Source organism: Bacillus sp. FSL W8-0223, assembly GCF_038006805.1.
In the GTDB taxonomy this organism is placed as follows: Bacteria; Bacillota; Bacilli; order Bacillales; family DSM-4216; genus Bacillus_O; species Bacillus_O smithii.
The window spans coordinates 356,718-382,814 of the sequence record NZ_JBBOVX010000001.1 but is presented as its reverse complement, the minus strand read 5'-3'; the positions used below and the strand labels follow the sequence as shown (position 1 = coordinate 382,814).

36 protein-coding genes and 1 pseudogene are annotated in these 26,097 nt (G+C 40.0%); all 37 read right to left on the bottom strand.

Translation table 11 applies throughout. The annotated features are described in order from the left end of the window. Positions 1–204: 204 nt before the first annotated feature. The 37 genes and pseudogenes from NST81_RS02050 to NST81_RS01870 all read right to left on the bottom strand — a co-directional run bounded on the left by NST81_RS02050 (position 205) and on the right by NST81_RS01870 (position 26,036). Positions 205–558 (bottom strand): YolD-like family protein, encoded by a 354-nt coding sequence (locus tag NST81_RS02050; RefSeq protein ID WP_341028032.1) that lies wholly within the window; start codon positions 556–558, stop codon positions 205–207. Between the two features lie 2 nt (positions 559–560). Continuing rightward, positions 561–785 carry a hypothetical protein gene (locus NST81_RS02045; protein WP_341028031.1) on the bottom strand — a complete coding sequence of 75 codons (225 nt, stop codon included), beginning with the start codon at positions 783–785 and terminating at the stop codon, positions 561–563. Between the two features lie 223 nt (positions 786–1,008). After that, positions 1,009–1,848: a DUF3800 domain-containing protein gene (locus NST81_RS02040; protein ID WP_341028027.1), complete on the bottom strand. Its 840-nt coding sequence runs from the start codon at positions 1,846–1,848 to the stop codon at positions 1,009–1,011. Positions 1,849–1,960: 112 nt separating this feature from the next. Further along, the gene (locus tag NST81_RS02035) at positions 1,961–3,148 is read right to left on the bottom strand and encodes a GH25 family lysozyme (protein ID WP_341028024.1); all 1,188 of its coding nucleotides are present in this window, start codon (positions 3,146–3,148) and stop codon (positions 1,961–1,963) included. After that, complete coding sequence (locus tag NST81_RS02030) at positions 3,135–3,350, bottom strand: phage holin (RefSeq protein WP_341028023.1); 216 nt, start codon at positions 3,348–3,350, stop codon at positions 3,135–3,137. The genes NST81_RS02035 and NST81_RS02030 overlap by 14 nt, the downstream gene beginning before the upstream one ends. 5 nt (positions 3,351–3,355) lie before the next feature. Further along, positions 3,356–3,619, bottom strand: a complete 264-nt coding sequence (locus NST81_RS02025; protein ID WP_341028022.1) for a hypothetical protein — start codon at positions 3,617–3,619, stop codon at positions 3,356–3,358. Positions 3,620–3,738: 119 nt separating this feature from the next. Beyond that, complete coding sequence (locus NST81_RS02020) at positions 3,739–3,879, bottom strand: hypothetical protein (protein ID WP_341028020.1); 141 nt, start codon at positions 3,877–3,879, stop codon at positions 3,739–3,741. A gap of 12 nt (positions 3,880–3,891) precedes the next feature. Beyond that, positions 3,892–4,239: a hypothetical protein gene (locus tag NST81_RS02015; RefSeq protein ID WP_341028019.1), complete on the bottom strand. Its 348-nt coding sequence runs from the start codon at positions 4,237–4,239 to the stop codon at positions 3,892–3,894. Between the two features lie 12 nt (positions 4,240–4,251). Then, positions 4,252–4,680: a hypothetical protein gene (locus NST81_RS02010; RefSeq protein ID WP_341028016.1), complete on the bottom strand. Its 429-nt coding sequence runs from the start codon at positions 4,678–4,680 to the stop codon at positions 4,252–4,254. Between the two features lie 11 nt (positions 4,681–4,691). Then, complete coding sequence (locus tag NST81_RS02005) at positions 4,692–5,045, bottom strand: hypothetical protein (protein WP_341028015.1); 354 nt, start codon at positions 5,043–5,045, stop codon at positions 4,692–4,694. 3 nt (positions 5,046–5,048) lie between these two features. After that, positions 5,049–5,369 carry a hypothetical protein gene (locus tag NST81_RS02000; protein WP_341028014.1) on the bottom strand — a complete coding sequence of 107 codons (321 nt, stop codon included), beginning with the start codon at positions 5,367–5,369 and terminating at the stop codon, positions 5,049–5,051. Further along, positions 5,369–5,674, bottom strand: a complete 306-nt coding sequence (locus tag NST81_RS01995) for a hypothetical protein (protein ID WP_341028012.1) — start codon at positions 5,672–5,674, stop codon at positions 5,369–5,371. Before NST81_RS01995 ends, NST81_RS02000 begins: the two co-directional genes overlap by 1 nt. A 69-nt stretch (positions 5,675–5,743) precedes the next feature. Next, positions 5,744–5,812, bottom strand: a pseudogene (locus NST81_RS17570) (hypothetical protein); the annotation flags it as partial. Positions 5,813–6,148: 336 nt separating this feature from the next. Further along, positions 6,149–6,778: a hypothetical protein gene (locus tag NST81_RS01985; protein WP_341028009.1), complete on the bottom strand. Its 630-nt coding sequence runs from the start codon at positions 6,776–6,778 to the stop codon at positions 6,149–6,151. Continuing rightward, complete coding sequence (locus NST81_RS01980; protein WP_341028007.1) at positions 6,771–7,949, bottom strand: baseplate J/gp47 family protein; 1,179 nt, start codon at positions 7,947–7,949, stop codon at positions 6,771–6,773. The genes NST81_RS01985 and NST81_RS01980 overlap by 8 nt, the downstream gene beginning before the upstream one ends. Further along, positions 7,942–8,304, bottom strand: coding sequence for a DUF2634 domain-containing protein (locus NST81_RS01975; RefSeq protein ID WP_341028004.1), 363 nt, complete (start codon positions 8,302–8,304; stop codon positions 7,942–7,944). The genes NST81_RS01980 and NST81_RS01975 overlap by 8 nt, the downstream gene beginning before the upstream one ends. Next, complete coding sequence (locus NST81_RS01970; protein ID WP_341028001.1) at positions 8,301–8,651, bottom strand: hypothetical protein; 351 nt, start codon at positions 8,649–8,651, stop codon at positions 8,301–8,303. Before NST81_RS01970 ends, NST81_RS01975 begins: the two co-directional genes overlap by 4 nt. Continuing rightward, the gene (locus NST81_RS01965) at positions 8,648–9,550 is read right to left on the bottom strand and encodes a phage protein (protein WP_341027999.1); all 903 of its coding nucleotides are present in this window, start codon (positions 9,548–9,550) and stop codon (positions 8,648–8,650) included. The genes NST81_RS01970 and NST81_RS01965 overlap by 4 nt, the downstream gene beginning before the upstream one ends. Positions 9,551–9,564: 14 nt before the next feature. Next, positions 9,565–9,927, bottom strand: coding sequence for a phage baseplate plug family protein (locus tag NST81_RS01960; protein WP_341027998.1), 363 nt, complete (start codon positions 9,925–9,927; stop codon positions 9,565–9,567). Between the two features lie 13 nt (positions 9,928–9,940). Next, positions 9,941–10,504 (bottom strand): LysM peptidoglycan-binding domain-containing protein, encoded by a 564-nt coding sequence (locus NST81_RS01955; protein WP_341027995.1) that lies wholly within the window; start codon positions 10,502–10,504, stop codon positions 9,941–9,943. Next, positions 10,504–14,823 carry a phage tail tape measure protein gene (locus NST81_RS01950; protein WP_341027993.1) on the bottom strand — a complete coding sequence of 1,440 codons (4,320 nt, stop codon included), beginning with the start codon at positions 14,821–14,823 and terminating at the stop codon, positions 10,504–10,506. Before NST81_RS01950 ends, NST81_RS01955 begins: the two co-directional genes overlap by 1 nt. A gap of 182 nt (positions 14,824–15,005) precedes the next feature. Further along, the gene (locus tag NST81_RS01945) at positions 15,006–15,302 is read right to left on the bottom strand and encodes a hypothetical protein (protein WP_341027991.1); all 297 of its coding nucleotides are present in this window, start codon (positions 15,300–15,302) and stop codon (positions 15,006–15,008) included. 34 nt (positions 15,303–15,336) lie between these two features. Beyond that, a complete protein-coding gene (locus tag NST81_RS01940) occupies positions 15,337–15,735 on the bottom strand; it encodes a phage structural protein (protein ID WP_341027989.1) in 399 nt (132 codons plus the stop codon). A 62-nt stretch (positions 15,736–15,797) separates the two neighbouring features. Then, the gene (locus tag NST81_RS01935) at positions 15,798–16,823 is read right to left on the bottom strand and encodes a DUF3383 family protein (RefSeq protein WP_341027987.1); all 1,026 of its coding nucleotides are present in this window, start codon (positions 16,821–16,823) and stop codon (positions 15,798–15,800) included. Beyond that, positions 16,823–17,293 carry a phage neck terminator protein gene (locus tag NST81_RS01930; protein ID WP_341027981.1) on the bottom strand — a complete coding sequence of 157 codons (471 nt, stop codon included), beginning with the start codon at positions 17,291–17,293 and terminating at the stop codon, positions 16,823–16,825. Before NST81_RS01930 ends, NST81_RS01935 begins: the two co-directional genes overlap by 1 nt. After that, positions 17,283–17,651 carry a hypothetical protein gene (locus NST81_RS01925; protein WP_341027978.1) on the bottom strand — a complete coding sequence of 123 codons (369 nt, stop codon included), beginning with the start codon at positions 17,649–17,651 and terminating at the stop codon, positions 17,283–17,285. The genes NST81_RS01930 and NST81_RS01925 overlap by 11 nt, the downstream gene beginning before the upstream one ends. Then, complete coding sequence (locus tag NST81_RS01920) at positions 17,635–18,255, bottom strand: hypothetical protein (RefSeq protein ID WP_341027973.1); 621 nt, start codon at positions 18,253–18,255, stop codon at positions 17,635–17,637. Before NST81_RS01920 ends, NST81_RS01925 begins: the two co-directional genes overlap by 17 nt. Next, positions 18,256–18,600: a DUF4054 domain-containing protein gene (locus tag NST81_RS01915; protein ID WP_341027971.1), complete on the bottom strand. Its 345-nt coding sequence runs from the start codon at positions 18,598–18,600 to the stop codon at positions 18,256–18,258. 148 nt (positions 18,601–18,748) lie between these two features. Further along, on the bottom strand, positions 18,749–19,093 hold the full coding sequence (locus NST81_RS01910; protein WP_341027969.1) for a hypothetical protein: 345 nt from the start codon (positions 19,091–19,093) through the stop codon (positions 18,749–18,751). Next, a complete protein-coding gene (locus NST81_RS01905) occupies positions 19,093–19,992 on the bottom strand; it encodes a DUF2184 domain-containing protein (protein ID WP_341027965.1) in 900 nt (299 codons plus the stop codon). The genes NST81_RS01910 and NST81_RS01905 overlap by 1 nt, the downstream gene beginning before the upstream one ends. Positions 19,993–20,005: 13 nt before the next feature. Next, entirely contained in the window at positions 20,006–20,467 is a 462-nt protein-coding gene (locus tag NST81_RS01900) for a structural cement protein Gp24 (protein WP_341027964.1), read from the bottom strand. A 13-nt stretch (positions 20,468–20,480) separates the two neighbouring features. After that, positions 20,481–21,563: a DUF2213 domain-containing protein gene (locus tag NST81_RS01895; RefSeq protein ID WP_341027962.1), complete on the bottom strand. Its 1,083-nt coding sequence runs from the start codon at positions 21,561–21,563 to the stop codon at positions 20,481–20,483. A gap of 53 nt (positions 21,564–21,616) precedes the next feature. Continuing rightward, positions 21,617–22,390: a phage head morphogenesis protein gene (locus NST81_RS01890; protein WP_341027959.1), complete on the bottom strand. Its 774-nt coding sequence runs from the start codon at positions 22,388–22,390 to the stop codon at positions 21,617–21,619. Then, positions 22,383–23,720 (bottom strand): DUF1073 domain-containing protein, encoded by a 1,338-nt coding sequence (locus NST81_RS01885; RefSeq protein ID WP_341027956.1) that lies wholly within the window; start codon positions 23,718–23,720, stop codon positions 22,383–22,385. Before NST81_RS01885 ends, NST81_RS01890 begins: the two co-directional genes overlap by 8 nt. Before the next feature lie 11 nt (positions 23,721–23,731). After that, positions 23,732–25,027, bottom strand: coding sequence for a PBSX family phage terminase large subunit (locus NST81_RS01880; protein WP_445662354.1), 1,296 nt, complete (start codon positions 25,025–25,027; stop codon positions 23,732–23,734). Further along, on the bottom strand, positions 25,024–25,758 hold the full coding sequence (gene terS, locus NST81_RS01875) for a phage terminase small subunit (protein ID WP_341027954.1): 735 nt from the start codon (positions 25,756–25,758) through the stop codon (positions 25,024–25,026). The genes NST81_RS01880 and terS overlap by 4 nt, the downstream gene beginning before the upstream one ends. An 80-nt stretch (positions 25,759–25,838) precedes the next feature. After that, complete coding sequence (locus tag NST81_RS01870; protein ID WP_341027952.1) at positions 25,839–26,036, bottom strand: hypothetical protein; 198 nt, start codon at positions 26,034–26,036, stop codon at positions 25,839–25,841. Positions 26,037–26,097: the final 61 nt, after the last annotated feature.

Sequence of the window (26,097 nt, the reverse complement as noted above, 5' to 3'; positions counted from 1 at the left end):
TTATTAAGATTAAAAGACTATTACAAAAGGACCAAAAAATGGTTGTCAATCAAAAACCAACATTATACAATAGACATGCATAACTTCAGCTATGTTGTGGAACCTCAACTTCTAGGTTTAGTGCTCGACTTACAATTTATCGGGCATGACCTAGGAGTAGGTCAATATTCCTTGAAAAATAAGCATCTCACAAAGAGATGCTTTTTATGTATCCTCTACTTCCACGTTTACAATGTTTTCGAATTTCACATACTCTATATTTCCTTCATTGTCCTTAACGCGGATCTCTTTTCGAATTGGATCCAAATAATACACGAATCCACGAACTTCTTCTACAAATCCGTCATACCAAACTCCAAACTTTATGGGATAATGATACTCCATTGCGTAATGGATCTTCTCTTCAAACTCCTGTAGCTGATATTCGTCAATAATTGGCTTGGGCGTTTTGTAGTATTCCTCATTGGCGAATTGCCGCAGCATCTCCACGTGCTCCGGTATCATAAGAGATGTCCATTTCTTGTTCCCTCGATCGTAATTAAGATATCTTGTATCCATTTTTAAGCTCCCACTCTTCTTTGTCTTTGTCGACCTGGTCCGATGGAAAGGATGTTGCAGCACTTAAATGTACGGTACTGCTTTTTCCAATGGCAAAAAGCTTTTATATGAATTTCATCAAAATCCTTTATAGTAATAAATCGTTCAGTAATAATTCCTTGATCATTCATATAGACCATCAGCAAAGGTGTTCCATTCTCTTTAGCATTCAAGAGCAACCCTTTCATCGAACCACTCCAATAAGAACGTTTGTTCTTATTATATTACGAACATAAGTTCTTATTCAAGGTAAAAAATAAACTCCTCTACAGGAGGAGCATTACTCATTTTCATTTATGTATAAAATAAAACGCCCCATCTCACCTACATAAGTAGCTCACGTAGGCACGCAAGCCTTCGGATCGACAGGGCTTTTTTCAAATTTTCTAATTTCATTATAGAAAATAACATTTAAAAATGCAATAAATTTTTATTTCTTTTTAATTCTGAGGGCGTAAACAACCAATGTTGGTACGGATATTCCCATCTATTATAACTATCCCCATCAATACCAGTGCTTACACCAATGTTAAAACGTGGTCTAATTTCACATATCCTTCGGTAGATATGCTTATAAAGATTTTCTTTTGCAATTGTCCTTTTGCCTCTTCTATTGGTTTCAGGATTTTTTTCCAGATTAAGTTTATTTAATTTAAAAAAAATAGCTCCTGTAACAATATCCGCACATTGCAATATTACATGATCATGAGATACTACTTCTACGATATCATCATATCTTATCTTTAAGTTTGCATGCATAAAATCATCCGAAAATTGTAACCTAAAGATAAATTCCTTAAATCTTTCTATTTTTTCTTTTTTATCTGGAAATTGATCAAAAAATAATCTTATATTAATTTCCTCACCTAATTTATTGGAATATTTTAATCCGAAAGCATGTTTGATAAACTGATAGTAAAGCTTGAAATATGATTCTTCATGCTCTTCCTTTGTAAAATTACTTGTAACTTTATCGCTAACTGAATTTTGTTGAAACATAATTCTCATTTTAACTTTATTCTCAGCTATTAAATCAAAAAAGACATCCATAATTCCAATATATTTTTCTAAATATTGAGCTGTAACTTTTGTCCATTTCATTTCACCATTTATATTATGTTCATTTTTATATTGATTAAGGCGGGAAACAACCTCATTTAAATCAATAGATTTAACAAGGGCTCCACCATAAAAATTGCTAAATAAATTTCCTCGTTTAACTGATTCGTCGCAATAAATAAGGTATTCCAAAAAGTTCCCCTCCTCTTACTATTCAAAATTATACATTATTTCCTATGCCAAAAACACTATTTACCTTTTTAAACAAAAAAATACCCCTCTCCATAAGGAGAAGGGCATCATTTTACACTTCTTTCACGTAGACTATCCACCTGAATTGTTTCTTCACTTTAGCCGCCGCCTGTTCTGCTTCTGCTTTTCCTGTAAATGTACCAGTCATTAGTCGCAAGCCATCGCTTTCCTTTTCATACACTGCCCAACCTGTGGCTTTTTTGAGTTTACCCGCTGCGGAATGGAGATCGGTTTTATTCTTGAATGTTCCCGTAATCAGACGGAATTTTTTCGTTTCTTTTGCAACTTCGCTCGTAGTTGTAATCAGCTTGCTATTGCTTAGATTTGTCTTTGCGGGTTTCACACCGCTTTTTAGCTTGGACAACAAAGCTAAGTTTTGCGCTTGAGTGCCAGTATAATTGGTGATTCCGTATTGCGTTGCTAATTTTTTACGAGCATTAAAGGAGGCATCCATATTTTTTGATTTCATATAATCTACTAACGATACTGAACCGATCTTTTTCACTCCTTGGGTAGCATTTGGAACAGTTGATACGTTTGTAAATTTACCTGCAAAATCTTGCGATACATCAAAATAACCACTAATTCCAATGAATTTGTAAGTTTGTGACCATTGCCATGCTCCCTTACCATTTGAGAAATTAGGTAATAAATTTGAAGCAGAATATCTCGCTAACCAAGGCTTTGAAACGGATAGACTCTTAGGTTTAAGATTTTCATTATAAAAGGCTGATCCTGTGTAAAGATCGATTTTTGAGTATCCTAAATCCTTCATTGTTTTAACGAATGTATTAGTGTACTCCGTCAATTTAGATGGACTAATACTTTTTAAAGAATTGTCCTCGACATCAACAACAACTTGACCGTCCTTCTTCTTATCAAACCCAGTTAATTTTAATTTTTTATCAAACCATTTCGCTTCTACCACAGCATCGGCATTGCTTTTAAATCTAGCATAGTGGTAAGCATGTACTGCCATCCCTGCTTGTTTTGCATTAGCAATATTTACACTTGCAGCAGGGTCAAGAACTGTTTGTCCATCACTTACCTTAACGACAACTGCATTAATTCCGTCAGCCTTCAAAGTTTGATAGAAGGATAGGGGTAACCCATTTTGAGCATTCCAATGAGAAACATCAATGAAGTCAACTTTGGGTTGATCCGCAAACGCACTGAATCCAAAAGAAAACGCCAGCCCCAATGATAGGACTAGCGCTGTGATAGCTTTAGTTTTGCGCATTTGTATCACCTTTTTTCTTAATTTCATTATTCTTATACCAAGCGACCAAAGATGTTACGACTGTAAATACAACGGTCACTGCGTCATATACTTGAGTATCCGAAAAAGGCAGTGGGTTGAGATTAAAAGACGTCAACACTTGGTTCAATAAAGCTACAATCAATACAATTGTTCTTGCTAAAGTTGCTTTATCCATTTTCATATTTATCACCTCAAAATGTTAATTAGTGCAAAAATAAAAGTGACCGCCACAGATATGACGCTCACTGTCAATGAAATATTTGCACGTTTGTTTTGCTTTTGTTCTGTAATCTCTTTTTCCATGCTGTCAAACCGTAAATTTGCTTCATTCCTTGTAATAAAAGTGGAAGTTAGCAAATCCAATTTCGTTTCGATTCTATCGACACTTTTTGTAAGGGCTGAGAGTTGGGTCTCTAATACGGAAATTCTTTCGTTTTCTTTTTGTTCCAATTTTTAAGCACCTCTCATAAAAAACAAAAGAGCCTACTTTGAAAAAGTGGCTCCTTCTCTGTTTAAAACCATAAAAAATACACCTACTTTTCAGTGGTGTTCGTGACAACCTTATTTGTTCATTGAACTGCTTTGGGTGTAGTTAAAATGGTATTAGCCTCATCCTGTGTAATATACCCCTTTGCAACTGCATTGTTAACGTAGGTTTCGTCTTTTCCCATAATCCATTGGTTGAGAATGAATTTATATAGTAAAGACATGTTATAACCTCCTTACAAACCTAATAAAGAGTTAATAGCATCTTCAACAGCTGATATTCTGCTTTCTAAGCTAGGGCTTGGGGATGTTTCCCCTGTCGGTTGTGTCGGGTCTTGGTAGGTAAAAATCAATTCTCCATTTTCGACTCGAACACTGGCCGTTCTGGCAAAGGATTCAGCTAGTTCTCCATATTCTAATTGAATGACTCCCACCGTATCCGGTACGCGGTCCTTTAATTCTGTATAGGTGGCAAAGTCTTGTTCCGTCGACGTTTCCTTTACGTCCCCCACCATTTCGCTTGTAATCAATAGAACATTTCCTGTCGCTTTATCATAATATATTTTTCGTCCGATTTGGCTCATTTCACATTCCTCCTATTCTATGGCAATCCATTTCACGGTGTTTATTTGATTATAGTTGGTCTGTTCAAAGGGTAATGTAAAACCATTGTTGGTTACGGAAACAGGTGGAAAATTAGCGGCATATGATCGTATGGTTCCGATATTTCCATTCGGTTGTAAATAACCTGTTAAAATATCCGCACCGGGATAGTTTGATAAATCTAAGTCTTTTAGATAAATGGAAAAGTTTCCGTAAATACTAGAACTAACAACAGAATTTTCATTTTTAAATAAAATGATGATACTTGGGGTAAAGGATAAACCGGACACGGTGATTGATCGCAAGCCTGTAATGACAGTGCTTCCATCACCAGATTTAAAATTCGTTGTATCAGATGATAGCGTAGCCGTTCCACTCGCCCATTTCTTTCCGATCGTCCCCGTAAATTTTCGTAATCCCACCGTTGCACCTCCTATTCATAGGCTATCCATGTAAAATTACATCCATTTAAAAGACCTTGTTGAAAAGAGAATGAATTTGATGTTACCTGCCATATTTTAGAATATTGAGTGTTTGCTATAGGACTGCCTGACCCTGATGTATCTATTGATCCTATTAAGTCATTAATATCATGGTCAGTATTAAGAATAGGGTCGGCATATACGATTCTATTATAAACAGTTCCCGAATTGATTGTTACAACAATAAGGCGTGGCTGAAATGATAATCCAGTAACGGTCGTCACATAAGGACTACTAGTTGCGGTTATACCGGAACCGTTTGCTACTTTTTTCCCTACATTCAATTTCGGTTTTTCAAGTGCCATCGCCTACACCCCTAACATTCGGACGTTTCCATTCCCTGCCGCCCGGATAAAGCGAATTTTGGAACATTTTCTTCCTAAATCGTTGATGGTCTCACCCGGTAGAAGGTGTATCACCCCGTTGGCACCATTTCCGGGGGTCGTGGTCGCCGCGATATCATCAAACGACACAAATAAATCATTGGACAGATCGTCATTTGAGAGAAACGATATTTTGGTCAAATTTCGCGTTCCCATATCGTAAACGACTTCTGTCGTTCCTACACTCGACTCAAAATATTCGTGCACATTCCTAGCAGTAGATTTCTGTAAACTGGAAATTGACATTACGCCACCTCCACGCCGGAAATATATATATTAACAGCATTAGCTGTATCTGACTGCACGGTAATTGTTTCTGTTGCGTTCATGACAAGAGACAAGTCAATTACAACCGTATCGTTTGCCGCAACGAAATATCCGTAAACCACTTCTGTTCCTGCAACCGCAATCGTGATTGTCGCAGCACTAGGTGTTTTGTTAGTAAGCACAATATTTTTTACAATTGTTGTTGTATTTTCGGGTACGGTATAAGCAGTAGTTGAAGTCGTATCAGATGTTCCTTTATACAATCGTTTTGGATTTGCCGCCAATTACATCGCCCCCATCCAGTACATTATTTCTAAATCATTTGATTGTGCAGAATGTGCAGCAAGTTGTTGATCGGTGTAAGCTTTTGCATTGGCTTCCGCCTGATCCGCTTTTGCCTGCACTCCCGCCGGTGTTTCCGCCCCCACATCAGAGGCCGAAAGGGTAACGGCTCCCGTTTTGTTGTTGACGCTCGTAACGCCGCCAGGAAGACTTCCATCTGCATTTACCACTTTTCCGTCTGCATTTAATGCGGCATAACCGTTGGGTTGGCCTTTTTCTTCTTTGTGCTGGGCGCTTGAAAATAGTGATTGCAGTGCTTTAAAGGTTTTGTTAAAGAACCAATTGAAATAGTCCGCAGGCGGTTTCTGGCTTGGTTGCCAACCTTCATCTTTTAACGATTGCGGTGGCTCCACTCCTTCTTTGTTCCATGTTGGTAATTGGTTTTGGTCAAATGGCATATGTTTCACCTCTCTTTATTAAATTGGTAATATATAGTCATCTGATGAAGTAAAGACTCCCCCAAAAGTGCCGCCGGTTGTCCCGTCTATATCAGCAAATCCAAACTCACTGCTTTCCACTGTGCTTCCGCTAGCAAAAGAAAAAGTTCCTTCTAAGTTAACTCTTGCAACAGATGCATCACCAGGAACCACTTGCTCAACGAACTGGACAAACTGATTTGCACTTAAACCAATCTTATTTAATGCTTCTAACGGAGCTTTTTTCACCACAATTGAATTAGGTTCTCCTTCTCCTAATTCAATGGAACTAGCAATTTGAATATCAGTTGGCTTACAGTTCAACGTCTTGGATAAAGCGTCAATCATACTATTAATGGTTCCATCACTCACACTCCGAGCCATTTTCCCTCGGATCATAACACGATAAATTTCATCCGTTGCCTTACCTCGATATTGGTTTAAGTCCTCTCCTATGTCATCCAGGGCTTTTCCCTGTGCTTTATCTATCTGAATCCATTCTTCCATTGTGTTCAACGTATTATCGATATCGGTTAACTGCTCATCAACAATAGTAAAGAGTTTCCCGATATTGGAATCCCCATTTTTCGTAATGGCATCCACGAGCATACTCAATAGATCTTTAAGCACTTGTGATCACCTCGATGTTATCGAAAGAAGCACGGGCAACTTGTCGCTTTGCTATCGTGATATTTGAAGTTCCTAGATTTGTAGAATCGGTTCCTATCTCTATGGTCACATCATCAAGCCCGTTAACTTGGTAGACAGCATTATAAAGCTGGGAAATAACAACAGTTTGCCCCATTCCCAAACCATTTTGAATAACACCCTTACTGTCGGTCCCTCCGATTTTACCAACAATGCAATCTTTTAATTGAGTGACTCCATCCGTTTCAAATTTTGGATTCGTTTTAATACTCAAACGTACATATATCGGTACTTCCTCAGCGTAATCAAATCGAACCACATGATCGTCACCAGAGATATCTTTAACAATAACTTCTTCTTGTCCAACAGTTTGGCTTGTTCCACTAACACTATCAAACAGTGCTGTAGCAATATCTTCTTTCGTTCCTCCTAATACATAGGCATGGACCGATTTGGGAGGGTTACCATCGGCATCTACGTCCATAGTCTTGTTAAATACGGCTGTTGCCGATTGAACTCCAGGAACGTTTAAAAGGGCGGAAATAACTGCATTTGCAGTTGATTTACCGCCCCCTTCATTCGCCTGTAATAGACGCTTTTTATAACTATCATTTGTTTCTTTATCTGTTCCGCCGGTTGCGGGAACTGGATTTGTGACAGAGATAATTTCTTCAACTGGTTCAGCTTGTTCGGTGATTGTATTAGCAGCAACATTATTGCTGCTTCCAGTTTCAACACTGACAGCCTGTCCACTACCATTACCATTGGAATCCAACGTTACATCTTCAATCAGCATGAAATAGATACCACTTTTAGTTGAAAACTCTCTTCCTGTTTCAATTAGATACCCAGGCACGCCAGTAAATTGAAGAGTAGTATACGAATTTGTAGCAGGTTCACGCGGCAAATTTCGGTTTCCGCCGTGATAGTCTAATTGAACGCCCTCTGCTTTCTTTATAAAACGGCTGTTATATACTCTTTCGATATTATCCCAAACAATTGATAGAAACCAAGCAAAAATACGAAGAATAATTCCAAGTGGTGTATAAGCTTTGGTATTTACATCCTCTCCGAACAATTCCTTCGCCTTTGCTTCCATTTCCGAAAGGAGGTCGCTATAGGTTTTCTTGGAAAAACCATTTTCATCAAGCATTGATCGGCACCCCTTCCACGGTTACGGTGGTCCCGTCGGTCTTAACGACCGTTACATTTACGGTCATAAGACGATTTTCTTTATCCGGGATAAATGTAACATCACGGACTTCTTGAACTCGATCCTCTTGCATTAAAGCTTCAACGATGTCATAGTGGGCAGCTTTTTCATCAAATTGTTTGGTTAAAATATTGCTACGATCTAATCCGATTGTTTCATCCAACTGGAATTCTCCAAGTTGTATTTTTAAAATCATTTCTAGGTTTTGTTTAAATTCCTCATCATCGCTGACCATTTCTAACTCGCCGTTTTCATCAAAAACTAGATCTCCATTCACTAGCTTTAGTCCTTTCATCCATCAAACACCCCCACAACGACCGCATCATTGTCGCTAAAAAATTTCTCCGAATCCGGATCAATGAAATTTGTACCATTTAAATCTGCCAGTGATCTTTGAGCACACATGTAAAAGACTAAACACCCAACCCTAATATCATCTTGGCAATGCTTCAAAACAGGGGCGTCGTTGATTGGTGATTGCTTATAAACCACTCCACTTTCGTCTGATGTTAAAAATAAGGGTTGTAAGTTAGCTCTATGAGTGCCAGAATCATAGCTTAGAACCTTAGCCGGCGCTAATGTGTGGATGTTAAGCAAAATATTTTTCTTATATGCCTCGAAAGTCTTAGCCATTTCGCTCATGAGATCACCTCAAATTCGCTGAGAAAGTCCGTTCCGTCATAATAGTGCTTGCCGCTTCTTACACGGTAAGTCCCGTTAGCTGTGGAACTTTTAATCGTTATGATAGAAGCAGTAGTAATTCTGTGTTGAAGAAGGCACCTAACTGTATATCCATTTTGTTCATCATCTTCAAATTGCTCTGGCGGTTCGATAAGTCCTGTCTCTTCAGAAAGAGTAAATCTTTCGTCGTTTCCGACCTCTATCGAACGAATGACCATCTTTCCTCGGCGCCAGTACATACTAGCACCGCAGTCTTTCACGACCGTTTCCAAGTTATTCTCGATTAAGCCAGTTACTTTATATCCACTTTTATATACCTTGTCCCGCGGTAAACTAAATGTGGCCAGTTTAATACCCAAAATACTCGTTAGTCGTTTGATAATTTGCGAAGCCCTCACGCCATTTTTAAAGGTGATTTGCATTGTCTGTTTTCGATACTTGGCCACTTTGACTGTTTTTCCATTGACTTTCTTTTTCACATAATATTTTTCAGCAGGGTCCGCCACATCCGGCGTGACCTTAATTCCGCTGTAATCTGTGCCCTCTTTAAAGGTGATAGTGGTCACTTTATCCACTCCACTATATTTCGTAATAACAGAAGTGATTTTGCCTTCGGTTAAAACACCGTAATCGCTTTTATATCCTGCAACTACGGTTATATTTTGGTTCTTTTGAATCTTATTAATGGTTTGGTTCGTTAAGTTATATACTTGCACCGTGCTGATATTTGGCTTTGCGTCATCATCAAAGTTCACTTCAAATCGAACCTCAAGATCGTCATTTGTAAAGGTAAGATGCCCGCCCGGAGCATCGATAGTTACTTTGATAATTCTTCCATACAGCAAAGGACTAGTAGCCATAAAAATCATCCCATTCAGTTCGCATAATCATCTGGATCTGGTTCATCTGTCTCGTCCCCAATGTCATCAATATAAAGAAAAACCGTAACACCAAAATTTTCATAGGTGATACGGTCTTCTCTGCCGGCCTCATCCATCGGCACGAGTGTAGGTGCCGGCAATCGTTCATCGACTAAATCCTCAAAAAGAGGACGATTTAACACCATCTTTTCACCACGGACAATGACATTTCCCTCGCTGTCCCACAAATCTACGGTAAAAAAATCATTCGTCTGATTATAATTAATGCCCATTGTGAATGTATCTTCTGCCAAGTCGATATCAAACACAACGGGCACTTCTTCTTTATCAATATCGATGTAATCTCTTTTGGCCATATGATCACCTAACTTATTTAACCCGAAGCTTTACCCCGATGGGGATTTTGGTGTCAGGATACTTATTCCATGCCCTCAGCTGGGCAATTGATGTTCCGTATTTTTTTGACAACCCCCAATAGGTATCGCCTTTTTTCGTGATGTGGTAAACCGGCGTTGAACTTTTTTGGCTAACGACCTGCTTTTTCCCGGCTGTAGTTGTAGTTGTTTTGTTCACAATGTAAGGACTATTCGCTATACGAATTTCTTGCAACTCAATTGATATGCCCATGCCATTTCCGATTGTTGAATCAAATGTTGGCTGCATGCTAGTGATGACCACATTTTTTGCAGTAGTTCTTCCAACATAAGTGACGACTGTTCCGGCATTTTGTAATTTCTCAAGAGCGTTATAAATATTCATTGCTTCTACATCGGTCTTTCCGAGAATTTTACCGGTGATAGTAAAAGTTTTGGGCTGCCTTTGCACGGAATCCGTAATAGGCAGCCCTTTTTCGGTCGGATAAGAGGTGACATTAACGGCGTTTGTAAAGGTTTCTTGTATATTAGCGATTGTATAACCTGCTAATTTTCCCATTAATACACCACCCCCGTATCCAGGATACCTCTAAAGTCTTTAAACGCTTTTTCTAACGCCGCATTAACAGCACGTTGAATTTTAGATTCGTTTGTATCGTTACTATTACCCTCAATTTTAATATTGATGACAGGAGCAAAATTGATCGTGATGTTTCCTTTTTGTTTGAGTAATTCTTGAGTTTTTCTATTGTTATGAATTTGACTTCCAAAAGGTAGATCAACAATTTCCGGCCCATCTTCTCCAACGATTACTTGGTTATCGTTGAGCTTCCGACCACCGTTTTTGTATCCTACGTATCCTTTTGCCTTAACTCCCGGTACATTGGCGATCGAACCATACCGCGCATTCATGTAACGGATGGCCGCAACTGCATTCGCTACAGGATTCCAAATGTCACCCAATCCCGGAAGCTTGTATGCATTGAAAGTACTGTCAATGGTCTGCATGAGACCTTTTGACGGATGCCCAGCTTTTGCGTTTGAATCCCATAGATTGATCGCCCTCGGATTACCACCACTTTCATGCATGGCGATCTTGAGGAGAGCACCTAAGTAACTTGCAGGCGTCCCTGTAATAGCCATCGCTGTCAATAGCCATTGTTTAACCTGGGCTGGGGCAGCTGCTCCACCGCTCCAATCTCCAGCAAAGCTTGAAAATTGATCTTTGAGGTATTTTTGGACCCCTGTGCTGGTGTATTTTAAAAGACTTGTCCCTAATCCTTCGCCGTATCCGATGTCTCCTTTTAAAGGTAAATATTTATCAAATAGTTCTTTTACCTTCTGAACAGGATGCATGATCCAATCGCTTGCTGCAGATGTAATGTCTTTAATATCACTGCCAATCGATTTAGCTTTGTCCCATGCAGCACTGGCAACATCTTTGGTTTTATCCCAGGCCCCAGATACAAAATCTTGAACAGCACCTAAAGTACCACTTGCATATCCTGGCATTTGGCCCTTAAGCCCGCCATTAAGCATTTGCTTTGTTTGTGCATGCGGAAGAATTCGTGTTCCTGGTGGTAGATCCACAATCTCAGCGCCATTTTGACCAACAAGTGTTGCTCCTTTGTACGGGACGTAAGCCAATTCTACGCCTTCTTCACCTACTACAGCCGGTCCACCTGGATGATATGGTGTTCCTGTAGCGTGGGTTGGCATATTTTGTCCTGTAGAGCCGGCAGGATGCCATTCAGGTATCGTTGGTAAGTGTAAGAATTTAAGAACTTTATTGATAGCACCTGTGATCGAATTCCATGTCTGAGACAAGCTGACTTTATGCTGATCCCATTTGGTCAGCGTTTGACCTGTTTCCCAGTCAACTTCTTTCAGATGACCTTTTGCTTGATTTTGAGCAGCTTTAACAATCTGATCTTTCATGTAGTTAGCATGAGAAATCGTTTCATCACGAGTCTTTTTCGCTTGAGATACAATTTCGTCATGCTGCTTTTTGCTGATTGTACCGTTTACGTAATATTCTTCATCAGCTGCTTTCTTGACTTGAGCATATTTCGTGTTTGCCTCTTTTACTGCCCCTTTACGAGCTTTTTCGGCATTTTTAACGATGTCGGCCGCCTGTTTAGCAGAAATCTTTCCACTTTCATCTTTCAATCGGCCCAAGATAAGCACTTGTTGTTTTTCGGATTTGCTCAGAGAGGCAACGACGTTCCTACGCTGTTTTTCTTCTTCCTTCGCAATCGCCTGTGCTGCTTTTTGAGCAATTTTTCTTCGTTCATTAGCAGCATCTGATTCTATTTTTTTGATTTTATCTTGCTCACTTTTGGTTAATGTACGCCCTTTTTTGGCCGCATTTTCCTTGATTGCGTTAATTCTATCCTCAGCTTTTTTCGTGATTTCTTGTTGTTGCCTATAAGCATTATTGTTAATTTGAATCATCTTTCTAGCTGAGTCTTGAACGGCTTTTAATTGGCGTTTTTGTGTATCTTGTTGCTTTTTCTCTATAGCCTTCATGTCTTTATCAGACAACAGGCCATTTTTAACAAGAGTAGATAGATTCTTAGCTGTTGATTTTTGAGCCTTACTGAACGACTTTTCTACAAGACTCACCATTGATTGAAAGTTTTTGTTAACGGAGTCTCTTGCAGACTTCGAATATTTCTCACCATTCAATGCAAGAAGACTCAGCTGAACTTTTGATTTGCTAGCAAGTTCAATATAGCTGTTGATCGCTTTACTTGTCGTGCTATTTACTGATTTGCCAAAGTTAATAGTCGCATTTAACGGATCTTTGAAAGCATTTTTAATTTTTTGAGCTCCTGCTATCAAACCCGGAAGTGATAGTGGATGACTTTTAGCGTAATTATTAAAATTATTGGCCATCTTTGGCCATTCTTTTTGAAGGTAGGAACCAAACTTTTCTCCAAAGGAAGAGCCGGCATATGCGCCTATCATTCCACCGATAGCTGTGCCGATGCCAGGAGCAATAGCAGAACCGATCGCAGCTCCTGCTGCCCCACCGGCTATTGATCCGCTGAACCCACCTAAATCTTGGCCGGCAGTTTCTTTCGTCATGCCGATTAAAGATAATCCCGCTAATGCTGTACCGATAATAGGAACGGCCTTGGAAGCTTTGCCCGCAAAAGCTCCGCCTTTTGCTACTGTTTCTTCGGCAACCGTGGTTACAGATCCACGAATTTTTTTATTCTGAGCCTCTTTCATCAGCTCTGAATAACTCTTAGTTGATGATGGCTGAGAAGCTGCAATGATTGAATTTGCCTCTTTAACTTGCGAAGCCATTACCAGTGCTTCTCGGCCTGTTAGAGCCATTTCCGCGCGATATTTAGCGAATGCAGGACCGGAGCCAAGTAATGTGTTTTTAAACCATGAAACCGTTTCTGTAATCTTTTTAATTACATAAATGGCAGGGAGAACACTGGTAACAATCACGCTGCCCCAAACAACAAATCGTTTGGCCGATGGGCTTAATTCATTAAATTTATCTCCCATATCGGAAAGAAAGTTTGTCGCTTTTTCGACCGTAGGTGTTAATACATCAGATACGTTAATAGCGATACTCTCAATCGTACCACCTAGTTGCTCAACCGCCCCAGCAAAGTTATGTTGCATGGTATTGGCAGCTTTCGCGGAAGCGCCATCTGATTCTTCAAGCGATTTAGTATATTTTCTTATTTTTTCCGGTCCGGCTTCCATCAATGTCAAGAAACCCGATGCCGCTTCAGTTCCTACCATCGCAGAAAGGTTTGCTAATTTTTGAGCCCGAGTTTGACCTTCGAGTGATTTAGAAATGTTTTGGATAAGATTGGCCAGGCCGACAAAGTGCCCTTTAGAATCTTCAACCTCGATTCCGAGCCTTTGCATCATTTTAGATGTTTCTTCAGATGGTTTCAGCAATTGAATAAGGCCACCACGTAAAGTCGTTCCGGCAGTCTCACCTTTTATCCCCGCATCACTCATGATTTCAATAGCAGCCGAAACTTCTTCAAGTTTCATTCCTAACGCATGAGCAGGAGCCGCGGCGTACTTAAAAGCATAGCCCAAATCGTTAATGTCCGCAGACGAATCGTTGGCCGCTTGTGCCAACACATCAGCGACATGGCTTGCTGCGCTAGCCTTTAATCCAAAGCCGTTCAGTGCAGCTGTCATAACTTCAGCAGTACGTGCCATATCTTCACCGGACGCTGTGCTTGCCGAGATAACCCCAGGCATAGCTGCCAGAGTTTGTTTGACAGTAAAGCCGGCCTTAGCCAGCTCTAATTGTCCTGCCGCTACTTCAGAGGCTGATTTAGCACTAGTTGCCCCTAAATCTATTGCTTGTTTTCTTAATGCTTCAAACTGGTCACCTGTCGCTCCACTGATCGCCTTGATAGCGCTCATTTGCTTGTCGAATTCCATGCCAGTTTGAATCGCCGCTTTGCCCAACTCAAACATTTTCGCGCTAGCATAACCAAATCCAATGGTTGCCAGCGTATCTTTCACTTTGTCAGCAGCAGACGCAAAATGTTTTAAAGATTGGCTGGAATTATCAATATCTCTTTTTTGTTCTCTGAAGCTATCTCCTGACTTTTTTGCGCTGGAAGCTAGACTATTATGTTCGCGACTTGCGCTTCTGGCACGATCAGCGTTTTCCCGTAAAGAATCAGCGTTCTTTTTTATAGATCCACTGGCACTCGCATACTTTCTACCGGCTTGTTCAATGGCTTTACCGCTTTGATTAGCACTTCTTTCAAGCTTGTCCGTTTCGTGGATAGAAGCATTAATCCTGCGATTCGCTTCATCAAGGGCTTTGGAGTTGACTTCAATATTGACTCTCATCGTTGTATTTCTAAGTGATTTGGCCATCTATCCGTCAACCCCCTTCCCCAAACAGTTTTATCTTCATTTTTGCAGCACTAATAGCCACACCGAGTTGTTCAGCCGTCATGCGACTTACTTCCTCATGTGTGGCTATCCCTGTGATTACCGGCAACCAGTAATCAATATCTTCTTGTAACTTGCGATCATAAACTTCCTGTGGATCAAACTTACAATTGTCTACCAAGAAAGTTGTCGGCGAGTGCCATCACCTCACGTAATCCATCGTGAGTATCCCAATAATCCCAATCCACTTTCGGTTCAATAATGACGTGTTCCATAATCTCTTCGTAATAAGCAGAATCTACAACAATACCAAAATGGTTTTTACACCTATCTAACAGCTCAATCGTTGCCTTTACCCCCGGAAACTGAAAAGTATATTCCACGCCGGCTACCTTATGCTTTTCTTGCAAACCAAATTTAGATTTTCTTTCTTCTTTTTGAACTTGTTTATTTTCAGCCATTTCTTCATTCCCCCATTTTTTTATTTAATTAGAATTAGCTATTGATAATTGTGAAATCCCCGACCTTGATTGTGTATGCGCGCGCTTCAACGCCGTCGGAAAAAGTAGCATCAGCTATTTTGGTCACCATAGCTTGCGTGCCACCACGTTTTTCTCCTCCGACTGGATCATCTACCCAAATTGGAAAAAACTCACGTGTATTCGCCAAATCATTAAAGAATTTGCAAAAAGGTGATGTTTGGTTGAGCGTAAGGGTGATAGTACCAAGCTTAGAATTGTTAATTGCCCAGGCTGCTTCCCCTTGTGCATTGGATTCCACCGTGACATTATCATCGTCCTTATTGGCCGTTACGAAAGTTCCTTTTTTGAACCCAGTAACATTCATGTTTTTTGCTGTTACCGTAATTTTGGAAGCGTCATAAAGTCCGTTCATCTTTGAATCCTCCTTTTAAAAAATTAGAAAAGCGAGCCGATTGGCTCGCACAAATGAATGTTTTAGTTATTTACTACCGTTCCATTAACTTTCATTTTATGGAAGGCTCCTTCTGGATAATATTCAAACCCTAATCCGCTATAAATACGTTTCTTCTTATCTTCTTCCGGAATTTCATCCATTGATTTTGATGTAACTGTGAATTCGGCATTACCATTTGCATCTTTTTCAATGATTCCGTTTTGTGTCGCGGTTGTTAAAACACTTGTTACTACGGATACGGCCATTGATATGCCAGTATCATTGCTTGGAACTTTATCGTTATCGCTCAACATTTGTTGCAATCCAGTTTCAATATTCGCTTTCACCCAATCTTGACCATGAAGGAAATCGATATAATCACCCGTTGCTGTAATGCCTTCAGAAGTTTGAGAGATTCCGGCTTTCAACACATAAGCATTCGCTCCAGAAGCATGAAGTGACTCCAATTCATCAGCAGAAATATCGATTGGAGTAATTCCAACTAAATCCTTTCTGAATTTCCAAGTGATTGATCCGACGGTTAGTGATGCTGCATCACCAATGATGGCCGCGTCGATATGTTCATCTGGTTTATCAGGATGGTAATAAAGAATTGTTCTTGAATTTGAAGCATATTGCGCTAATTCATCTTTATCTTCAACTTTCAGAACGAGAAATTTAAATTTGTGCGCTTGTAAAGCATCAGAAATAGCCTTTCTTTCCGATGCAATTGCATCAGGCAAAAGCAAAAAATGCCAAGGCTTATCAAAGTATTTTTCGAACGCTTGTACGATTGTTAAACCTGTTCCAGGATCGCCACCGCCTGAAGCGCTATAGGTTGCTACAGCCACAATATCCGGCTTATTTTTTTGTGCAAATACTGCTGCAGCTTTTTTATAAACGCTTGTATCTTCTGGAAAATCTACCTTTAAAGATTCCAATCCGTTGTATTCTTTATAAATTGATTCAGCTTCAGCTGATGCTGCTAAAATCAACGGACGTCCTAAGCCAACCTTGGGCGCTGGATTCTGAACATCAATTGTTACTGTAACGTCTTGAATCGCCATTAGTTCGTACCTCCAGTATTATTTATTTGAAAATCATCAATCGTCTCTACATCCTCGGTTACGGTGTCACGAACACGAAGCTGAACATCAAAACCAGCCATGCGCTCGTAATCGATCGAAATAAAGTTATCTCGACTTGTAAAACCGGATGTTGAAACAATCACTATTCCTTTATCGCTCAATGCTTTACGGCCTTGTGAGGATTTTAAATAGGACTCTGTTTTTTTGGCCAAATTTAAAACGCCTACTGAACTAGTTCCATGCCACGTAAGGGAAACAACCAGTTCAAATATGGCGCCTTCATAATCTCTTTCAATATCAATCTTTGGTGATGTTATTGTGAAGCTGCAATACGGATAAGGAGGTGGATCACCTGCGCTATTAGCAGCTATCAAAGGATAGCCTGTTCCGTCTTTAATCGCTTTAATTAAAGCACTTGTGACAGTGGTGTAATCAAAATCAATGCTCAAAAGGACTCACCCACTTTAATTCGTACAGATTAAAGCCTGCATAAGCACTGTAAGGAAGTATTTGTTCAACTGAATATTTATGGCCCTCTGCAATCACTGTGCTCTTAATAGGGATATCTGAAGAAATAACAAGCTGCCTGTCAGCAGATGAGAGACGGCCGCCACTTTGATAAAGCTCGTTGGATGAAAAGGGAATGACCACAGCTTTCGTATTAATAGGTTCAGCTGGTGTTGGCGGAACCCATTCACCGGTATTTTCGTCATAGTGGCCTTTATCATCTGGATTTTCAGGCAAAATGATTTGAATGGGCAAGCTATATTCTTCAATAAGATCAGAGAAATCAAACATATTCCCCATCGTCTCTCACCAACTTCCATGTGACGTGCATTCGCAATCCACCAGTGTCAATCAGTGGATTATCAGACCCTTTATTTTCAATCGTTAGTGGAGCATTAGGAGGCGTTCGAATATCCCTAATCTTGTCTTGAATATCTCCTGCTATCCTGGCCCCCAATCGCTTAAAAACAGTCTGTGCGTCTATTTCTAACTCACAGAGTTTTTTAATCTGTTTTTTTAGGAAATCCATCCATTCGTCGTTCTTTTCATCGAACGTTGAACGGATAAAAGAACGTTCTGGGATATTGACGCTTTCTTTCAGGATGAACATGACCTTTATTCCGTTCTCCGCTGCTTTGTCAGCCACCGCAAGGACATTTTTCCCTTTCGGCTGAAACAGGCCGGGAATATCTGCAGGTTTTCTATCTCCTGCTTCTTTCGTAGGAATGGCAAGGTATTTATTCTTTGCCTTAATCGTCATTCCAAACTCGTGAACATTTGCGATCATGGCATAAAAGGAATCGTCTGAACCGAAGATACCAATCTCGATGGAATAGCGATCAAGTTCAGCTAATTCTCGATAAAGCCATTGCAATCCATCATCATCTGTTTGTACTTTGACCATTTAAATCACCGTCAAATTGATTCTTGATTTGGCAGTAAGTCTGTTTTTCAAACGTTCATATTCTTGGCCATAAGGAGTGACTTTCAATCCAGTGTTATTATCGATAGATTGTGCGGTGAAGGTTTTTCTCATTGGACCGACTGATTCAGATTGAGTTTGACGAATATTCAGCGAACCAAGATGAGCCGCCAAATACCGGGTTAACCGTTCTTCGTATTCTTCTTTTATACCTAATGACTTCACCTCTTGATAAGCGTCATCAATGATAATTTGCAGCTGATCATCAGTAAGTGATGACAAATGCTTGGCAATGGCTCGCACACGATCCGGCGATGTGGCTACCATAAATGTTCACCCTTTTTTAAAAGGCTACCCTTTTTGTACCCGGGATACTTTAAGGACCCGGGTTTCTTGATACTTGCTAATCCCCACCTCAATCTCATGTATTCAATCGCTCTTATTGCATTTTCAATAGGATTCATCCTTTTGCCTCCTACTCATTAAGATCAACGATTTTTTCCGCTGGAGGATTCTTAATGGATTCGATTTGTTCATCGATTGCCTTCAAGATTGTTTTGCGAGTTTCTTTCTCTTTCCATTCTTCTAAGAGTTTCAAATCAAATGTATCTTTTACTAATGTCGCAGCTTTCTGAGCGCTAAGTTCAGACAAACCCTTAATTTCGTAACTTATTTCGCCTGATTCTAATAAAACTTTATTAAGTGGGTGTTCAGATTCTTTTAAAAAAGCTTCTCCATCCTCTTGATTCAAGCTATTTGCCCCTGGCACTAAACGGACGCCTATATGGCGAATATATTTTCCTTTGTTATGAACGATCATTAAATACCATCTCCTCTTACAACAGCATATGGAAAGCGAATGATAACCCCACCGCAACGCTCTTCACAAGGAACTTTTACACGTGGGAACTTATATTCCTCTGGATAACGGGTTAAATCCATCGGCAAAACCAATTGAATTGTTTCTGGATCATTATTAAAAATAAGCATCGAATCAGAACCGTTCGTTCCGACACCAACCAAATCAGGAACTCGAACGATTTTGGTAAACCACTGATTATCTTCAACCACTTTCATGATCGAACGTGCATCATAATCACTATAACGACGATTCAATTCTTCAAATTGTGCAGGCGGAACGGCTAATACTAGACTAGCAGAGCCGTAACCTGGAAGGATTGTGATTTTAGCACGTGTTTTTCGAATATCTTCGAGAATTTCATTACCATCCTTATCTTTCCATTTTGTTGATCCTTTAGATCCTTGATCAACCGCTACTGTTTGAATACCAGGAGCGTTTACGACGCCTACAAGTCCATAATCGCTATCGCCAATCCAAGCGATTTTATTTTCTTTTTCAGCGATGGCCCGACGAACAGTGGCAGCTTTGGTCGTATCTACGCTTGTTCCCGCTAATTGATTAGCACGTAATTCTTGTTGTGTATAGTGAAATGCAGCCATGATTGAGTAAATTTTAGCCGTTTCACGTTTGATATCTGTATCTACTAACGGAATATCATCTGCTCCATTTGCGACGATTTTAGCTGCACCAGAACGGGTCATAACGTTATATCCATAAGTTTCAGCACCAGGGTGAATATCTGTTTTTAAAGGAAAGACAGTTCGTGCTGTTAATTCCTCGGCTTTTGGTTCGTATAAAGTGCTATCGATTTGCTGTAGGTCTAATGCTGAAAGAGTTGCTTGTACTTCATTTCCCATAAATTATTCCTCCTTAAGGTAAATTGATTTCTAATTGAGCTAGTCCTCCACCACTAGCAGAAGTTTTGAAAATCCCAACAACGCCAGATACTTCAGTTGTAGATGTTCCACTTGGTCGAAAATTGGCCGTTGCTTTATCGATCACAGCTTTCTCACCTTTGATTACATCTTCTTCTACTTTTACAGTGATAATGCCCTGGCGTAATACGCTTACTGCCTCAAACTGCGAGTATTTCCCAACCTTATCGCCTTCAAATGAAGGGACAAAATGTTTGGCAATAGCTACACCGTAGAATTCTCCAGAGCCATCATATGCTTTACATTGTTCGGGATTATCACTAACCATTTGCACGGCAGCTCCAAAATTGATGTCACTGGAAGCTGCTAACGTATCAGCCTTATAGTTTTGATAGCTTGCAATTTTTCCAAGTCCAAGAACCGGACTCATGTACTCTTGTCCTACCGGAATAGTCATTCTTTACTCCTCCTTATTTAATTAGATTTAATCGTTGAGCGCGTTTTTGATTAATTTCATTTGCTGTATCACCGCTAATGGTCTTCATTTGGTTTGCTCCAGTGGATGAATAACCGTCAGCTTTTACTCTTTCTACAGTCGCATCGAAGAATGCATTAATATAGTCATCCGATTTACCATCTCCTTTAAAGTCAGGTTTCACCTTTTGGATAACGGCTTCTTTGATCTCACGTTCTGTTTTTCCTGTAAAATCAAAAGAATCACCAAGCAATGGTTTTGCACTGGTGATCAATTCGATACGTTCATTCACTTTTTTGTCTAATTCATCCGCAGAAAGGGTATTTTTCTTGGCTTCCTCCAACTCTTGTTCTTTTGCTTTTAGTTTAGTTTCTAACGCGTCATATCGTCCTTGTAATGCGTCATAATCCTTTAATTTAGTTTCGGCAGCATCTAATTTTGCCGCTTGAGCCTCTAAATAAGATTTAACAGCTGAATCCACTTCATATTCCTTGCCATCAATCTTGTACTTTGCCATATTACTTTTTCCTCCTTCGTCTTTTGAATCAATCATAAAAGCAGCTGAATCACCACGAATAGCAACTTCAGGACCAGCACGCCCTTGATCAACAATAGCAATATGATTGATTTCAATGTTTCGTTGAACATATTCATATTGCTGCCCTTGATAAGTGCCTGATTCTGCAACGATGTCAGCCATAAAACCAATGCTAATCTCTCGTTTTCCATCACGAATCTTTTGGATAAGGCCCGCATCAGTGACAGTAAAAGAGACGACTAGCTTTAAATCTTGGACTCTTGCATCCGTGTGTGTTATCCCTTTTGCATATTGATTGAAATTTTGCAATGTCACCGGTTCGTTTGGATGATCATCCGTTACCGGCTTTGCTTGTGCGGATTGAATCGTTTTGTCAGAAAAGATTTCCTCCGGCAACTTTGCTTCCATCTGAACCGTTCCATCACTTCTCATATAGGGAAAGACACCGGGACGAGTGATAGGTGCTGTGACGGTTAGGTATCCCTCTTGTGTCTCGTCAAAATCCTGTATGAATGTTTTATCATACCTTTGGAGCTTCACACGTTATCACCTCCTCTCGTGCATAATAAAAAGCACTATCCGTAATGGAAGTGCTAATCATCAAACACCGGAATAGCCACACATCTGCACCTAAACGGAGTACCAGGTAGCCCTTCTGCAGGTGGATCACTGTAGGGAAATACTTTTCCATCCAATGCTCTATGTGCCGGTCTTACACGTTCATCGTGTGATGTAGACCATCTAAATTTTTCAACACCCATTTCTTGATGTCTTTTGGCAGTCATTTGACCAAATATGGACCCAGTTTGATCAACCGCTATGAACTTGGCACGATTTTGTGTCATTCCAATACGTTCTACAAGCTGATCCCGAATAGATTTAATGCTTTGGCCATTTTTTACACCTTGATAGATGATAGCTTCGATTTTAGGGAAAAACTCATCTCGAATTGTGCTGATATAGCTCACATTTTCCGTTATGGATGATCTCATGTATTCATCAAGCCATGGTTCATATTGAGTCGGATCAATACCTTTGATCTTTCCTTGATTTCTAGCGATGTTTTCGCTGTATTGATTTAACGAATTCAAGAAACGAGTAGCAATTTCTTTTACGGTACTTGATGCAAATATTCCAAGAGACAATGCTTTGATCAAATCGATAGCCTGCTGAATAACATCAAGTGGACCATCTGTTTTATAAAAGGCACTGTCATTCCGCTGATACAATTTGATCTGCTCTTTAATCTGTTCATCGAACACACGCAAAGTAAGCCTTCCTAGCTCGTCTACAAGGCGTTTTATCTCTCGGTAATAGGAAACAGCCACCGCATCTGGAAAACGCGTAGGAGGGGCTTTTCTAGCCATTTTTGCCACGTTCCTTCCATGCTTGATAAACCTCTTTAGCCATTCTCTCTAAATCCGCTTCATCGCCACTGAATTTTAAAGCATTTGTTAACCCAAACTGACCGAAACGAGTTTCCCTTACTTCATCAACAGTGAGAATTCCGTTGGTAACATAAATCTGATCTGTTTCGGCTATTAACTTGCGAATCTCGGCATCTGTTTTGGCATCTACTTGCCACAAAGGATTGAATTTAATCTTCCAGTCAACCTTTTCTGGATCCAGTTTTCCAAATTCCTCTGATTGAAGCAGTAAACGAATCAATCTTTCCAAATTCGGGCGCATCTCGTTTTCTTGCATGGCAGCAATGCGAGAATAATAGTTCATCACATCGTATTGAGCGCCTGTGATGGTCCCTGCTTCTTGCCCTTTTATGACTGTTTTCGGCATTCGGACGGCGCCGGAAAGGTAATCCCAAACATAATCAAGGAGATCCTTAATCCCTGTTGTATTGGTTGTTTCTTTGGTCAGTTCCTCATCTTTGCCAATGACAGCAAGGGCTTCCGTTCGGAACATGTAATCCATAAGCATGCCTAATTCGTATTTGTCTTGAGCATCCATATCCACGATACTGTCTGATTTATAGACTTTAAACGCAAAGTCATATAGGATCTGCCCCACAGACCACAAGGAAGTGTCCAAAACAGTGATGATGTCGTATAGTGACTCAAGCAATGGCTGGCCTCGGTATTCATCTTCCAATCTCCGTGTCTGATCATGGATAAGACGTGAAGCATGGACATTATCTTGAGATATTCCCGCAATTTGTTGCCCAATTCTTGATCTCCTATTTACTTGAAAAAACTCAACTTGTCCGTAGTTCGGACTAAACATGTCCTCATTCAATATGAATTCATTCACCTTATTTCCGCTAAAAGGATGAATGTAATCCACTCTTTTTAATTTCTTTGGATCCAATGGATCTGCTAATTCGAATGGTACTGATTGAGTCACCCCCAGCGAAATAAAGCCATCACCATACAGACGTTCATAGGATCGCGCTTTTTTAAACGCGTCTTTGACTTTCAAATCCCGAAGCTTACTCATAATGTTATTTTTTAGCGCCTCATCCTCCATAACGAGATCAAAACCGCTTCTGGTCATATCTTCTGCAGGAATGTCGATGATATTTTGGACAATACTATTCGTTGCATATAAGTCGGTTAACTCCTGTGTAGTTAGTCTCCGTCTTATTCCCGGCTGTTGCCTTACAAGAGCGTCTTTTCCATACCCTTTTCCATGCCCTTGCATGAAATCCATCCGCAGGACCTTTGCTTTTTCCACGGTTTTCATTTCATCACCACCTATCTGCGTCGGCCGAGCATCTTCCTATATCGTTCTAACGGTGCTTTAAGGTCTGATACTTCATAATCGTCCAGAGCATACCAAATAGCACTGAGTGTATGCGGATCGATGTTGAATTCATCCGGAATAATTTCATCGTTCTTATCTTTCTTGTAAGTTAAATTCTTCAACTCGCGGATTGTATTTTTGCATTGATCGGAACAAATGATTTTCTTGAACCGTTTGACCTTTCTTGTGTATTGCAACCGTGATCCTTGAAACTTTTTAGCCGCTCTCATGTTGAATCCATTTTGTTTATAGAACTGGATTGTCTTAGGCTCTGCTGAATCAGCTCTGATTAATTCACCGGTTTCCTTAAACTCCTTAATTTCTTCAGCCGTTCGGTCATCCGTCATTTTGTTTTTGTAATATTCCCAATAGATATAGAGATGCTTTTTGTTTGGATCTATCGCTAGACGAATAATAGCGTTATAAGATTCTTCAAAACCAAAGTCCATCCCCACTCGTTTAATTGGATTAGGTATACGTCTAATAGCTTCCATCACTTCATCGTGTGGAGCCACTTCGAACTGTGGCAATACTTTAACGCCATTCACGCCAAAATGACCTTTCCGAGCAACTCGGTAAAGGTCTGGGTCATATTCTTTCAGTTCTTCTAATTGTTCAATGTAGCTTTCAGGCAAAAATAAATTATCATCAGCTGTTGAGTGATGATAATAAGTGTCGTTTGTTATGATTGTCCGTTTTTCATATAGTTCTTCATCGTCCAAAATAAAACGGTTATTTTGTTCATCCTTGAAAAAGTGTTTATAAGTCCAGTTGTCTTTGCTCACTGGATTTGTTGATAGGATCATATGAAGTTTCAATGAGGGATGCCTCAAGCGTCCTAACAACTCTTTAAAACCAGCGTATTTAATCTCTGAACACTCTTCTAACCAAATGATCGAAATGTTATTGATGGATTTCAGTTTTGCTGGCTTGTCCATCCCTTTGAAGATGATTTTGGATCCGTTCGGGAAACGAATTTGCATTGGAGAAACTACACATTTGATTTGGTTCTCTAACCCTAAATCGGTGATAATCTCTTCAAGTAACGAGAAACACGATTCCCGGATCGTTTCATAAACTTCACGAACGACTAATGCTGTTCGTTTTTCGCTTAATAGTTTTAAGATTAGTTTTAAAGCAATGTGATAGCTTTTAGATGAACCGTAACCACCGACAAGAAACTGAAATTTTGTGGACCAATCAAACAGAAAATCTTCAAAGTGAGGGTTCACTTCTTTTTCGATCATGATCCATCACCTTTACTCTTCCGCTTGATGAGGATTTCAATCGGCTTGTCGTCGGAACCGGAAGAGATTTTTTCAACCTCCGCCTTCGTTTTCTCGATTCCTAACCGCATTTGCTCAAGTTTCAATCGACGCTCATCATCTTCATGTGCCAATTCATTGAACTGCTTGATCAGGCTTCGCAACTCGCTCATTGCCCTGGATTGAGCATTAAGAAAAGTTGCGTGCTTATCCCATGCAAATTGGACCTCATATTCCTTTTCGCTGACTTCCATGTTTTCAGTGAGTGTGTTCTTCTCTTTTCTGAGCTCTTTGGTCAAGTCGTCTTGATCGGAAACGAACATAATCTGTTGTGCCCGGATGATTGCAGCATACTGAATCATGATTTGGTCATATATCAGATCAGCAGGCGATTTCTCTTCTAACATTCCCATGATCTCAAGAGTTTCCTCTGGAATGTATTTGGAGAAGAAGCCGTGCTTCAATGCGTTCTGGTTTCCTTTTGGAGCCGCACCGCCTTTATTTCCCTTTGCATTTATATTTCCTATAGGTGCGCCCCTTTTATTTTTCGTGTGCACACCTTTTTCTTTGTGTGCACCCTTTTCACGCGTCCAACCGTAACGCTTTTTCCATGACTTGACCGTATTTAAAGACACGCCATATTTTTCAGCAATGTCCTTGTATTTCATGCCTTTGACATAATCTTTTTCAGCTTGAATATATTTTTCCGTCACCTGCTACATCACCTGCCACCTCCGACATTTGTGTTTGTTTTGGAACAAAAGAAAAAGCACCTCGATGGGTGCTTTAATAATTATGCCTGTTTTTTGAAAATCAATTTAATGTTACGTGTCCTTATTGTTAAACCTTCATCATCTCCATCACCAGAAACTATCGGTAATGCTGAAACTAATTCCCAACCTTGCTCGCCCAATTTCAACAATTCTTCTTCTAACGTATCATAGACTGCACTATTATTATAATCGTATACTTTATAAACGTATTTAGACACTGTTTTCACCTCCCTTTGCCACCACTCTTCGACAAAAGGAGACTATTTTCCTACTACATTT